At 25.2% G+C, this 14,926-nt stretch carries 12 protein-coding genes; 1 reads left to right on the top strand and 11 read right to left on the bottom strand.

The genetic code is table 11. The features are described from left to right. Nucleotides 1-113: 113 nt before the first annotated feature. Nucleotides 114-713 (top strand): sulfurtransferase-like selenium metabolism protein YedF, encoded by a 600-nt coding sequence (gene yedF / locus ACMX2D_RS02485; RefSeq protein ID WP_414972581.1) that lies wholly within the window; start codon nt 114-116, stop codon nt 711-713. Between the two features lie 41 nt (nt 714-754). On the opposite strand, the gene tarQ is transcribed toward yedF, so the two are convergent. From tarQ to dnaE, 11 genes are all read right to left on the bottom strand, one after another. Beyond that, nucleotides 755-1,789 (bottom strand): teichoic acid biosynthesis protein TarQ, encoded by a 1,035-nt coding sequence (gene tarQ, locus ACMX2D_RS02490; RefSeq protein WP_414972582.1) that lies wholly within the window; start codon nt 1,787-1,789, stop codon nt 755-757. Nucleotide 1,790: 1 nt separating this feature from the next. After that, complete coding sequence (locus tag ACMX2D_RS02495; protein ID WP_414972583.1) at nt 1,791-3,269, bottom strand: O-antigen polysaccharide polymerase Wzy family protein; 1,479 nt, start codon at nt 3,267-3,269, stop codon at nt 1,791-1,793. A 13-nt stretch (nt 3,270-3,282) separates the two neighbouring features. Then, nucleotides 3,283-4,383, bottom strand: a complete 1,101-nt coding sequence (locus tag ACMX2D_RS02500) for a glycosyltransferase (RefSeq protein ID WP_414972584.1) — start codon at nt 4,381-4,383, stop codon at nt 3,283-3,285. Nucleotides 4,384-4,392: 9 nt separating this feature from the next. After that, complete coding sequence (locus tag ACMX2D_RS02505) at nt 4,393-5,193, bottom strand: LicD family protein (protein ID WP_414972585.1); 801 nt, start codon at nt 5,191-5,193, stop codon at nt 4,393-4,395. Between the two features lie 66 nt (nt 5,194-5,259). Further along, complete coding sequence (locus tag ACMX2D_RS02510) at nt 5,260-6,279, bottom strand: alcohol dehydrogenase catalytic domain-containing protein (RefSeq protein ID WP_009448801.1); 1,020 nt, start codon at nt 6,277-6,279, stop codon at nt 5,260-5,262. A 1-nt stretch (nt 6,280) separates the two neighbouring features. After that, nucleotides 6,281-6,988, bottom strand: a complete 708-nt coding sequence (locus ACMX2D_RS02515) for an IspD/TarI family cytidylyltransferase (protein WP_414970699.1) — start codon at nt 6,986-6,988, stop codon at nt 6,281-6,283. A gap of 3 nt (nt 6,989-6,991) precedes the next feature. Then, nucleotides 6,992-7,993 (bottom strand): glycosyltransferase family 2 protein, encoded by a 1,002-nt coding sequence (locus ACMX2D_RS02520; protein WP_414972586.1) that lies wholly within the window; start codon nt 7,991-7,993, stop codon nt 6,992-6,994. Further along, on the bottom strand, nt 7,983-8,696 hold the full coding sequence (locus ACMX2D_RS02525; protein WP_414970696.1) for a sugar transferase: 714 nt from the start codon (nt 8,694-8,696) through the stop codon (nt 7,983-7,985). The genes ACMX2D_RS02520 and ACMX2D_RS02525 overlap by 11 nt, the downstream gene beginning before the upstream one ends. A 61-nt stretch (nt 8,697-8,757) precedes the next feature. Next, nucleotides 8,758-10,509: a pyruvate kinase gene (gene pyk, locus ACMX2D_RS02530; protein WP_414972587.1), complete on the bottom strand. Its 1,752-nt coding sequence runs from the start codon at nt 10,507-10,509 to the stop codon at nt 8,758-8,760. Nucleotides 10,510-10,518: 9 nt separating this feature from the next. Continuing rightward, on the bottom strand, nt 10,519-11,478 hold the full coding sequence (pfkA, locus tag ACMX2D_RS02535) for a 6-phosphofructokinase (protein ID WP_414970693.1): 960 nt from the start codon (nt 11,476-11,478) through the stop codon (nt 10,519-10,521). 12 nt (nt 11,479-11,490) lie between these two features. Then, complete coding sequence (gene dnaE, locus ACMX2D_RS02540) at nt 11,491-14,859, bottom strand: DNA polymerase III subunit alpha (protein ID WP_414970692.1); 3,369 nt, start codon at nt 14,857-14,859, stop codon at nt 11,491-11,493. Nucleotides 14,860-14,926: the final 67 nt, after the last annotated feature.

Consider the following 14,926-nt stretch of genomic DNA (forward strand, 5'->3'; position numbering starts at 1 on the left):
TTTATATTAATATATATAAAAACATAAATTATACGATATACACAATAACTTGTATTAATAATATTTATATTGTATAATTACATTGTATAAATTAAATTTTTTGGAGGTAAATTATGAAAGAAATTAATGCAAAAGGTTTAGCTTGCCCTCAACCTTTAATTTTGACTAAAAAAACTATAGAAAGTTCAGAAGAAAAAGATTTTTTAGTTATAGTTGACAATGATACTGCGGTTAAAAATTTAGAAAAATTTGCAAAAAGTAGCAATTTGGATTTTAGATTTGAAAAAATTTCTGATAATGAATTTAATGTATTTGTTTCAAAAAATACAGATACAGAATTAAAAGAAGCAGCTGCTTTTTGTTCAATCGAGAACTCATCAGGTACAGTAATTGCAATTTCAAAAGATTTTATGGGAAATGGGTCTGAAGAATTAGGAAAATTATTAATTAAAGGATTTATTTATACATCAAGCGAATATGAAAAATTACCTAAAACTTTAGTATTCTTTAATTCAGGTGTTAAATTAACTTGTGAAGAATCACCTTGCATTGATGACCTACAAAAACTTCAAGAAAAAGGAGTGGAAATTATTTCTTGTGGAACTTGTCTTGATTACTTCGGATTAAAAGAAAAACTTTTAGTTGGTGAAATAAGTAATATGTACACAATATATGAGACTCTTTTCAATGCAGGAAAAGTAATTAATATCTAGTAAGCAAAAACCGGCTAATATTAGCCGGTTTTAACTTTAAATTATAATTTATATGATAATACTCCAATTATATTCTTTTCATAATTTTTTAAATTTTGTAATAATTTTTCAAAAGATGAATATCTAGTTATTCCATATTCTTCAACTAATATAACATTTTTTAAATTCATTATATTATTTAAGTCATTTGTTTTCAATATATTTACTTTATCAATATTACAATCATTTAACTTATTAATAATATTTGAATTTGAACTAATTATACTTAATTCTTCAATATTTTCATTATTAATTTTATATTTCAGAACTTCAAACAAATCATTATTATTTTTTATTTCTTGAACAAATTTTATATTATATTTTCTATAATCTCCTTCTCTGTTAATAGTTGGATCAAATATATACATAACAAAATTCATAATAGCAACTAAAATTATTAATGCTATTTCAATTGCAAAAACTTTTACTAATAATTTTTTCATACTATATCCACTATTAATATTTTCTTTAGAACTAAGTTCTTTAGAATAATTAGATTCAACTTTTTCAATAGTAACATTATTATAAACAGATTTATATTTATTTATTAATTCATCAAATTTTTTTTCAATCAAATCATTTACCAATTTACTTGGTGTTAAAATTTTTACAGAAACGCCTAAATTAGTTGAAATATAATTTACTACTACTTTTTTGTCCCAATAATCAAAATTTGAATTTTTTAAAGTTACGGCTGATGTATCTAATTCTTTAGCCATTTGTGATAACTCTTTATCACTTACGTCATTAAATAAATAAGCACCATTTAAATTAGATACTAGTAATTTTTCATAAAAATCAGAATATCCTCTTCTACCATATAGTGCATTTGCATTGTCAGTTTCCGGAGCAGTAATCTTATAAGCCAAATAAGTAGAATATTGTACCCCTTCTTTTACTACTGTTTTTTTGTTTATCGTTTGTAAAACCAACGGACAAACCAAAACAACACTCAGTACTAAAAACGCTACTAAATTTAAAACTCTTTTTTTATATATATTGGATAGTAAATCTCCAAATGAATAATTTTCAAACATATCATATCTCCTTCATTTTAAAAATTGTATAACAATTATCTTTTGATATTAATTTTGCTACTACAAATATTAATAAAACTATAAACCAAAATTGGAATGTAAGTAATATTGAAAAACTTTCTGAAAAACTGCTTCTAGGCATAAAAAACAAATTATTCAATATTATTAATGTACAAATAAAGCGTAAAGTTTTATTCTTATAAGAAACATTAAGCATTCTTATAAATAAAAAACCTAAAAATATACTAAATAAAAATACACCTAAGTATCCAAAATCAGTATAATTTTCCATTATAAAACTACTTCCTAATCCATGCCCTTGTAAATAATCATCTTTTATTGCTATATAAGAAATATTATGAGCATAACTATTACTTTTTATTGCTAATTCAATACTATTCGTTGTAGTTGTAAATGGCTTTGTATCAAACAATAACTTACCAAAATTTCCATAAGTAAAATATTCAATAATCGGTCCAAAAGTAAAATTTGTAAAACTTCTTACAGCAATATTGCTATTATACAAAAATCCTCTTGCTAAAACTCCAAAACTTGTTCCCTGTTTATAGATAAAATCTACAAATATATCAAATATCTTAAAATTCGAAACCTCAACATTATCTCTGACATAATTTAAAAGTCCCATACCAACAATTATTATTGGAAGACTTGTATAAATTAATATCCTTTCTTTTACTCCTATCCATTTATTTTTAATATCTTCTTGTCCTCTTATAAAGTAATATATAAAAGAAAATATCAAAGTTAAAATAAATGGATTTCTAGTCCCAATAACTAAGTATATTGCATTTGCAAACAAGTTGCTGATTAACACTATAGTAGCATTTCTTTTGTTTGGTTTAGATGCCAAATATATACACATAGAATATACTGTAAAAACCGACAATATATATGTAAAGTAAGGCAAATTACTTTTAAATGATGCATAATATGTGTAATAGGATGTATTTAACTTAAATATCAACCTTTCAATTAGCCTTAAAGTATAAAATGGATATGTCAATATATATACTGCAAGTGAAACAATTCTTACATTTTTTAACCAAATAATATTTTCTATTTTTCTACTTTTATCATCTAATTTTTTATTTTTTTTAGTTTTTAATAATGCTTTAGAAATAATTCCTCCAATAAACAGTCCAGAAAGTGAAATCATAACTATAATAAAAGCAAAAACATAAGCATCTTTTTGATAAGTATTAAAACTATAATTTCTTAAATAATCTATTGTAGGTCTTGAAACTAAAAATATAAAAATAGTTATATAAAAAAATAAATGTATTATATAATACTTTATATCAGTAAAACAAAATATTATCAAGCTAACAAAAAAGGATAATAATGTAAAAAGTAATATATCCAATCTCTCTGTATATAAGTAGCTCACTCCAAGAAATAGAGTGAAAATAAAAGAAAATGCTGTAATTAAAGAATAAAATTTTTTAAAAGTAATATTCATATAATTATCTCCATTATTCTATAATTTCATTTATATTTTTTATTTGTTCTGGAATAGTAAATTTTGTTATAAAATTTTTCATTTCTGATTTATCCGCTATTCTACAAGTTTCAAAAAAGTCAACAATATTTTCACAAGCTTCATCAATAGAGTTTACAATTCTACCAAATTTACCGTTATTTGAAAGTTCCTTTACTCCTCCAACATCTGTAGAAATAAAAGGAATTCCTAAAGCTAATCCTTCAACAATAGCACCTGAAAAACCTTCTTGTTTAGACATTGAAAACATCAAATCCATTTTTTTAATATATTTATATGGATTTTTTTGATATCCTAAAAAATGAATATAATCTTCCAAATTGTCTTTTTTTACCAACTCTTTTATATAATTTTCCAATTCTCCAGACCCTAAAAAATATAAATGATATTTTTTATTTAAATTTTTGTGTAATTTTTTAATTGTTTCATAGACTTCTAATGAACCTTTTAAGTTTTCAATTCTACCAATTACACAAATTGCATTTTTTTCAATATTAATATCTGTAACCTCATTTGATTTACCCAAAATACTATCAAAATCATAGCCATTATAAATAGTTAAAACTTTATCTTCGTACTCAGGATAAACCGAAATTATAGACTCTTTAGTTTTTTCTGATACAGAAATTATTTTATCAACCTCCTCTAAATGTTTTCTATGATTATTTCTTTTTTGAGAATCTTTCATAAAATCTTCAATACTTCCATGTATCCAAGCAAATTTTTTTACATTCTCATCTTTTGAAAATTCAAAAGGAGGATTGATTATAGTAAATGAAATTTCTATATCATATTTTTCTTTAACCATTATTTTTCTTACTAAATTTGGAAAAAACTTTCTTATTCTCCACAAAATAGCTCTTTTTACCTTAGATTGTCTATAATCTTGCCATGATTTTAATACTCTTACATTATCACTAACGGGCTCATAACCCTTATCAAAATGCTCAATTTCAAGTATATCAATATCATATTTTTCACTATCAAGATTATTTACAATTGTTGATAATATTTTTTCAGCCCCTCCCCCTAAAGAAAAGGACCATAAAAAAAATAATATTTTCTTTTTTTTCAAATAATCACCTTATTTCCAAATTTCTTCATAATTTGTATAGCTATTTTTTAAATCTAAAAAGAGTAAATCATGATGCGGTATTTGTTTTTCTTTGGGTGGTAATTTCATATAATCTCCAAATGCAGTTTTTAAATATCCATCATATCCAATAGGAATTGGCATTTTTGTATCTTCAAAGTCAAAATACTTCTTATCTACAAACCATTCTTTTCTATACACCTTTTTCATATAATACGGTCCAGAACAAAGCTCTGTAATATATTTTGAATCATCAATTTTATATTTAGTCATCTTTTTTTCCGCGAACTTCCAAATTTTATATCTAATGTTATTAGATTTAAAAATTGATAATAATAATTTAGAAACTTTTTTCTTTAAGCCTCCATGCTTTTCAGGTAAAACCTGAGCACAAAAAAGAGAATAAATAAGTCCCCACATAATTTGAAATTTTCGCTTAAATTTTCCTTTTGGACAACCATCAAGAGGTAAAATATCAAGCGCTACTCCATGACATATATTTAAGCCCTTTTGATATGGTTTTATAGCTGTTGTTTCGTTATCCCTAATAGTTATAAAAAGGTTATGGTCAACTAAATCTTTATTAGCTTTAACAAGTGAATATTTTTTAGTATTTGCCTTTTCATTCCATATCATAACTAATTTTTCATAATCTTCTCTTGGCATAAAAAAGTCCAAATCATCATCCCACGGGATAAATCCAGAATGTCTTAAACTGCCAATAGCTCCACCACCACAAAGATAACATAATAAATTATTTTCTTCACAAAAAGAGACAAAATATTTTCCCATTTCTAAACTCTTAAGTTGTAATTCTCTTAAATTTATTTCTTCCATAATTTATAAAATTTTTATTAATTAAATATTCCACTTTGCAACAGTTTTAAAAGGAGTATTTAAGTCATTTTTGAAAAATCTGTGAATATCATCAATACTATTTATTTCATCATCTTCAAATACAATAGACTTAAATCTATTTTGAATTTTTTTGTTTTCAAGCATTTTTATAGCTTCTTCAAAATCTATCCTTCCTGATCTGGAGCATCCAATTAATGTTAATCCTTTCTCCAATATATCTCTAGTATTAACTGCAACTTTATTTTCACTAACACCCATCAACATAATTGAACCTTGAGGTTTAATATACTTTATTATGTTATTAATAGCATCTTCACTTCCGGGTCCTCCAGCACACTCAAATCCATGATCTGTAGAAAAACCTTCAGGAATATCATCACTTGAATATACCTCATCAACAAATGAAAATATTTTTAATTTTTCCAAGTTTCTGCCGACAACAACTATTTTACTATTAGGAAATTTATATTTTAAAACATTTGCCATAATAAAACCTAAACTTCCATTTCCAAAAATAGTTATAGTTTCTTTACTTTCAAGTGAGTTTTTTACAAACCTATCATAAGCATGAAAACCTACCGAAATAAACTCTAAAATAGAAGCTACAGGTAACTCAATGTTATTAAACTTAACAAGTCTATCTGGAGAGATTTTTACAAATTCTCTCATAAATCCATCATGACCACTTGACAAAAAATATGAGCCTTTTACATAATTTTCATAAATTCTTTCATCAAAATTACAAGGTGGTGTATTTGGAATCATTGAAACTAAATCTCCAACTTGAAAAGTATTTGTAGGATCAAAAACAACCTCACCACAAGATTCATGGATTGGAGCCATTGGTAATTTTTTTTCTAATACTTTCGGATCTCTTTTTCCTAAATAATATCTCTGATCTGCATGGCATAAAGATACATATAAAGGTTTTACAATAACTTTATCTCCTAAAAAGCTTTCATCAACATATTTAACTGAAATAAAACCCGGTTTCATTAATTGAAAAATTCTATTTATCATTTTAAATCTCCATTAACATTGCTTTAGCTATCTTTAAATCTGTTACCGTAGTAATCTTTATATTTGAAAAATCACCATTAACCAAAAATACTTTTTCTCCATTTAATACAAATATTTTACAAGCATCTGTTAAAATATTTTTTTCTTCATCTGTTAATTTATTATAGTATTCCATAAATTTATTAATTTTAAATGTTTGAGGAGTTTGTCCTTGAAACATAGTTTTTCTATCAGGAATAGATGAAATAAATTTACCATCTTTAGAAACAACAATTGTATCAAAAGCGGGTACTACTGTGTCAATAATATTATATTTTTTGCAACTTTCGATGTTTTCATCAATCATTTTAATTGAAACAAAAGGTCTAACTGCATCATGTGTCACAAGAATATCTTCATCTGTTAATCCATTATCATTATCAATAGCTGAAATAATATTTAAAATTGTAGAATTTCTATCTTTACCACCATCTACAACAACAATTTTTTCAGATAAATAATTATAATCTTTTTCTATTATATCAACAAGATAGGAATTCCAATCAGGATTTACTCCCACATAAATTTTGTCAATTTTGTTACTTAATAGAAATTTTTCAATTGTATGAATTATTATAGGTTTATCTCCAATATTTAAAAATTGTTTTGGGATATTGGAAATATTCATCCTACTACCTATTCCTCCGGCAAGAATACCAGCATAAATCATAGCCTAGTCCTCCTTATTATATGTTTTTAAAAATGATGGGATTTTTAAAAATCCTATCAGTGTGCCATATCCATAACTTATATGTAAAAGGAAAAATACAATTGGAAGCAATAAATTATAAGGATTAAATTTTCCTTTAAAAATTGAACTTAGAGACATCAATATATTCACTATAATATATGAACCAAATACCATTAAAAATAAGTATTTAGTAAAAAATAGTGAAATAATTGATACAAAAAGTGCCACTAAAAAAGCAAAAGGAATATAATGATATAAATTTAAACACTCAGGACAAACTGCAGTCGTAAGTCCTATCCACATTCCATTAGCTTTCTTTTGTTTAATCATTTTTGAAAGTGAATTTCTAGTATGTTGATAAGAAATAATATCATCATCATAACAAAGTTTATATCCAGCTTTTCTAATTCTATAGTGAAATTCATTGTCCTCAGTTCTTAATAATTTTTCATTAAAAAATCCAACTTTTTCCAATACTTCTCTTTTATACATTGCATGAAACATAGACTTTACATATTTTTTTACTGATGCATTTCTAAAAGGTGCAATCCCACTACCAAACATAGATGACTCTGCTTCCAAAAGCATTTTTTTATAAGCAGTATCCTCATCAATAATATTTGGTCTTTTTCCTCCTGAAACATCTTCTCCTGATTCTATATTTCTAACATTTTTTTCTATAAAATCTTTTGGAACTGATGAGTGTGCATCTATTCTTACTAAAACATCCCCTGTAAAATTTCTTATCACTATATTCCATCCTGCAGATTGAATCTTTTTTGGATTATCTATAATTTTAACATCTAAAAAATCATTATTCTCTTTAAAATCTTGCATAATTTTTTTTGTATTATCTGTAGATATTCCATCAACTAAAATTATTTCAATCTCGCTATGGGGATATGTTTGTAATTCAAAATCTTTAAAAAGAGAAGGTAAAGTTTTCTCCTCATTCAAGGCAACTACACCAATACTAACCTTCATTATTTTTTCCTCCAAAAAAAACAGATAAAAATGTTTTGAACATAATTTTTATATCATACCAAAAAGAAAATCTTTCAATATATTCTAAATTATACTTCATTTTATCCGGTAAAATATAATTCACATAAATATCATCAATATTTGAATCATTATCTAAGTGTTTTGATATTATTTCATCCTCATCTTTATAATTTATACTGGAATATGATGTAAGTCCCGCAGGGAGCAATAAAGTCGCATACATATAATCAGAATACCTTTCAACATATTTTGTTACTTCAGGTCTCGTTCCAACAAAACTCATTTCTCCTAAAAATATATTAAAAATTTGTGGAAATTCATCTAATCTATATTTTCTTAAAAATTTTCCAACTTTAGTTATTCTCGAATCTGATTTCACAGTTACAAGTGTTCCAATTTTATCCGCATTTGAAACCATTGTTCTAAATTTAAAAATTCTAAATTTTTTACCGTATGTTGTAACTCTTTCTTGTCTATAAAATATACTACCTTTTGAATCTAACTTTATAGCTATAGAAATTATAACTATCGGAATAAATAATATCAGTAAAATTAAAACAGAAAAAATAATGTCAAATATTCTCTTAAAAACTAAACTTAGTCTCTTTTTTGAAACTATTTCATAATATTTTTTTACAGAATCATTTTGAAATTCTATAGGCAAATCTTCATATTTAATCAAAATATTTTCTCCTTATTTAAACGTCTGTAATATAATAACATATATTTAAAATAAAGTAAAATTAAAGAACTTTAACATCACCATCATAAACTAAACCACCAACAGTATCTATTGTTACAAGTTGTTCATCTTTAATCAAATTTGTTGCATTTTCAGCACCAATAATTGTTGGAATATTAAAATGTAATGCAATTATTGCTGCGTGTGAAGTTAACCCTCCCGTTTCAACTATAATTCCTGATGCTCTATCAATAAATTCGACATATTCTCTATCCGTGAATTTAGATACTATTATATCTCCATCTTTAAATTTATTTTTTAAATCATCTTCACAATTTATTACACAAACTTTTCCTGTAACTGAATCTTTTCCAATTCCAAAGCCTTTTATCAAAATTTTTCCAACTGTATGCACTTTAATTAAATTTGTTGTTCCTGCTACACCTACAGGTATTCCGGCAGTTAAAATAACTGTATCACCATCACTAATATAATTTGCATTTAAAGTAGCTGATATTGAACGTTCAATTACTTCATCTGTATGATCTGATTTTTGAGATATCAAGCTAGTAACCCCCCAAAATATTTGCAATTTTCTTCTAACCCTTTCAGAGTATGTTACAGCTATAATATCAACAAATGGTCTAAATTTTGAAATTGATACTGGCGTAATTCCTGAAGCTGTAGCACAAATAATTGCTTTTGCTTTTAAGTTCTCGGCAATTTCCTTTGTAGATAAACTAATTGAATTCATCGTATTTAAAGTGTCATGTCTGTTTTTGTTTTTTATACTATTTTGAAAATCAAATGAATTTTCTGTTGTAATAGCTATATTATTCATAACTTTAACTGCATCCTTTGGATATTTTCCTGCAGCTGTTTCACCGGATAACATAACACAATCACTTCCGTCAATAATTGCATTTGCAACATCTGTAACCTCTGCTCTTGTTGGTCTAGGATTTCTAATCATTGAATCCAACATTTGAGTTGCAGTTATTACAGGTTTTCCTATCAAATTACATTTTCTAATAATTTCTTTTTGAATTTTTGGAATAAATTCCGTTTTAATTTCAACACCTAAATCTCCTCTAGCAACCATTATTCCGTCTGATGCTTCTATAATTTTATCAATATTTTCAACACCTTCTTGATTTTCAATTTTAGATATAATTTTAATATCAGAATTATTTTCATCTAAAATTTTTCTTATTTCATAAACATCTTCAGGTTTTCTAACAAAAGAAGCAGCAATAAAATCTAAATCATTTTTTATTGCAAATAAAATGTCACTCTTATCCTTTTCTGTAATTGAAGGTAAATGTATTATTTCATTTGGAATATTCACACCTTTATTGCTCTTAATTACTCCGTTATTTTTTACCAAACATTTTATTTCTTTATCTGTTTTTGAAATAACTTCCATTTCTACCAAACCGTCATCAACTAAAACTGTTCCGCCAATTTTAACATCGTTTGGTAATAATTTATATGAAACAGAACAAATATTTTGATTTCCTAAAACCTCATCTGTCGTAAAAGTATAAATATCTCCTGCTTTCAAAACAACTTCATCAACACTAAATTTTCCAAGTCTAATTTCAGGTCCTTTAGTGTCAAGCATTATCGCTATAGGTAAATCTAATTCTTCTCTTGACTTTTTTATATTATCAATTCTAACTTGATGTTCTTCCTTGCTTCCATGTGAAAAATTCAATCTACAAACATTCATTCCACAAAGCATTAATTCTTTTAAACTTTCAACTGAATCTGAAGCAGGTCCAATTGTACATATTATTTTTGTTTTTTTCATAATTCTCTCCTAAATAGATAATTCATCTACTATATCATATAAATCTTTATTAAATATTTTTTGGGATGAAACAGCATCTTCAATAGAAATATATTCAATACTATTATTCCTAAATGCTAAAGCTAAATTTGTCTTATCTTTTAATAATAATTTAACAGCCATACTTCCCATTTGACTAGCAATTATTCTGTCAAATGAACTTGGAGTACCTCCTCTTTGAATATGTCCAAGAACAGTTACTCTTGTATCTATATTCGCCTTTTCCTGAATTTGTCTCTTAAGCTCATAAGGGCTTAAAATACCTTCTGTTAAAACTATTATATGATGTAACTTTCCTCTTTTTCTACCACGAATTATCTTATTACAAACTTTATCTATATCAAAGTCAACTTCCGGAACTATTATACTTTCTGCTCCTCCGGCAAGCCCGGAATTTAAAGCAATATCTCCACATTTTCGTCCCATAACTTCTAATATATTAGCTCTTCCGTGTGAAGATGAAGTATCACGAAGTTTTGATATAGCATCTATAACTGTATTTACAGAAGTAAAAAATCCTACCGTATAGTCAGTATATCCCATATCATTATCAATCGTACAAGGTATAGCTATCGTCTTTATTCCATATTTACTTAGTACATTAGCTCCTCTAAAAGTACCATCCCCTCCTAAAACTACAAGACCTTCTATACCGTATTTCTCTAAATTTTTAACTGCCTTCTCCTGACCTTCTATAGTCATAAATTCTTTACTTCTTGCACTACCTAATATAGTTCCCCCTTTTTGAATTATATCAGCAACACTGGATACATTCATTTCAAAAATATCCCCTTTAATAAGACCATCATATCCAAATTTTACACCATAAATTCTAATATTATGATAAATACATGTTCTTACAACTGCTCTTATTACAGGATTCATTCCTGGAGAATCACCTCCACTCGTAAGAATAGCAATTTTTTTCAAAATATACCTCCATTAGTTTATACGAAAACAATCTTTTCCAAAATTATTTTCTAATTCAATAAGTAAATTTTCATTTTTTAAATCAAATTTATTTTCTAATCTTAAAGTTTTATTGTTAGATAAAATATACAAAATTACTTGATTTTCTCCACCATATTTTTCTGAAAATTCTCCAAGTTTTTTCTTAATATTATTATCAAAATTTTCTAATTTTATATATAGTTTCTTACTATAAATTTCTTCAATTTCCTTAGCATCAATTATAGTATAATTAGTATTTCCAAATGAATTAACAGCTACTTTAACTGATATTTCATAAATTTTCCCTTTATGAATATCTAAATCCATTACATCTAAGAGTTCAATACTACTTGAAAAGTCTTCAACATTTACAGTTTTTAACATTTTATTTTTTTTATTTCTTCTTGTTTTTACAGAATTTACATAAACTATTACTTTATAGATACCTTTGTCTAAAACTTTTAAATCAATCAACTTCATAGTTTTTTTAGATTTTATATATTCTTTATAATCATCTAATGGATGTGAAGAAATATAAAATCCTAAAACTTCTTTTTCAAATTCAAGAATATCGTCCTTTGAAAATTTTTCAGACTTAACAAATTTTTCTTGCATAAAATCCGAACTGATTAAAGAAAGCTGTCCCGATAATTCATTTTTACTTTTTGAAACTATTTGTGTAAATAAAGTTTCAAAAGAATTCAAAATTTCTATTCTGCTTTCTTCTATTTCATCAAAAGCCCCCGACTTTATTAAATTCTCAATAGATGTCAAATTAATATTCTTTGAATCTTTTAATTTTTCTAAGAATTCTTTGAAATTTTTAAATTTCCCATTCTTTCTTTCTTCAATTATATCTTTAGCTAAAAGTCTGTTAAATCCTTTTATCTGTGAAAAACCTATTCTCATAAAATTTTTTTCTGTACTAATTTTATAAAAACTAAAGTTTACACTTGGAAGTAAAATCTTTATACCCATCTTTTTAATTTCTTGAAAATATTGAAAAAATTGTCTTTCATAATTAATAACAGAATTTAAAAGGCAAACCATATATTCAAGTGGATAATAATATTTTAAATATGCAGTTCTATAAGCATTTAATGAATAACAAGCACTATGTGATTTATTAAATGCATAATTTCCAAATTCCACAATTAAATCAAAAATATTTTGTGCAAGTTTCTCATCCACTCCATTTCTAACACAACCTTTAATTTTTATACTACCATCTAAATTATCCAAGCCATAAATAAAAATCTTTCGATTATATTCCATAATATCCATATGTTTTTTCCCGATGGCTTTTCTTAAATTATCCGCCTGTCCCCAAGAATATCCTGCAAGCTCTCTAGCAATCTGCATAACCTGTTCTTGATATACAATAATTCCATAAGTAGATTTTAAATACTTTTCTAAACGCTTATCTAAATATCTAATACCATTAGGATTTCTTTTATTTTTTATATAATTAGGTATTTGATTCATTGGTCCTGGTCTAAATAGAGAATTTGCTGCAACTAACTCATTAAAATTATCTGCTTTTAAATCTTTTAAAAACAACCTCATACCTGTACTTTCAAATTGGAAAACTCCAATTGTTTCTGCAGTTTTAAATAAATTTAAAACATTTTTATCATCTAATGAGATTTTTTCTATATCGATATCTTTATTATATTTTTCTTTAACAAGTTTTATAGTATCATCAATTACTGTAAGAGTTCTAAGTCCTAAAAAGTCCATCTTTAAAAGACCTAATTCCTCTAATTCTATCATATTAAATTGTGTTACAATATTTTCTCCACTTTTTGAAAGTGGAATATATTCTGTAAGTTCTTCCTTAGTTATAACAATACCTGCAGCATGAATTGATATATGTCTATGAAATTTTTCAAATTTTTCAGAAGTGTTAATAAGTTTTTTTATATTTATATCTTCATCATATAATTTTTTTAATTCTAAACTATCTCTTAATGCATTTTTAAAAGTAACATCCAAATTATTTGGAATTAGTTTTGCTACTTTATCAACAGTTGATAACTTATATCCTAAAACTCTACCAATATCTCTAACTGCAGCTCGGGGTTTCATAGTTCCAAAAGTTACAATTTGAGAAACATGATTTTTTCCATATTTTTTTATTACATAATCAATAACTTCTTCACGTCTTTCATTACAAAAATCTATATCAAAATCAGGCATAGATATTCTTTCAGGATTTAAAAATCTTTCAAATATCAAATCATACTCTATTGGATCTATATCAGTAATTTCTAAACAATATGCGACAATTGAATTGGCTCCGGACCCTCTCCCCGGTCCTACAGGAATTTTATTTTTCTTAGCAAAATTTACAAAATCCCAAACAATAAGGAAGTAATCTGTAAATCCCATTTTATTTATAATTGAAAACTCATAATTAACTCTTTTTTTGATTTCATCAGTAATATTTTCATATCTATTTTTCATGCCTTCAATAATTAAACTATGCAAATAGTCTTCCTTTGTACTTACACCATCAGGAACCTTATATTCAGGCAAATGATATGTTGAAAAATCAAATTCTACATTACATCTTTGAGCAATCATTTTTGTATTATATATTGAATCTTTAAGCGAAGAAAATATTTTTAACATTTCTTCTTCACTCTTTAAATAATATTCTGATTTAGTAAAATTATCTTCCTTTAATTCAGACAGTAAAACTCCTTTAGATATACATCTTGCAATATTAAATAAGTTAAAATCTGTATTTTCTAAGTAATGGACGTCATTAGTTACAACAGTTTTTACATTAACTTCATTTGCAAATTCCAAATACTTATTTATCATCAATTCATCTTTTTCTTCAAAATGAAAATTTAATTCCAAGAATAAATCTTCTTTATTAAACAAACTTTTAAAATTTAATATTTCATTTTTTGCACTTTGAATATCATCTTTATACAAACATTTTCGAATAAAACTTCTCTTTGAACCAACTATTAAAATTAAATTTTTAGAATATTTTTCAAGTTCATCAAAAGTAATAAATTCACCAGTCCTATTTTCAATAACATATAAATTAGAAACTAATTTACATAAGTTTTTATAACCGAGATTGTTTTTAGCCAATAAAATTATATTATAAAATTCGTTATTCGGGTATAACAAAGTTAACTCACAACCAATAATTGGTTTTATTGAATTTTTCTTACATTTTTTATAAAAATCAATAACACCATACATATTATTATAATCTGTAATAGCCATAGCTTTAAAATTTAATTCTTTTGCTTTTTCTATTAATTTCCCCATAGGATTATAATTGTTCAACAGACTATATTCAGTATGAACATTTAAATGTACAAAATCATTAGCCAAAATTATCACCTCTTTATTGATTTTACCATATTTTTAATAATTTTTAAATATATTTTTGTTAATCACT

It is taken from the genome of Parvimonas oralis, from assembly GCF_047608425.1.
Lineage (GTDB): Bacteria > Bacillota > Clostridia > Tissierellales > Peptoniphilaceae > Parvimonas.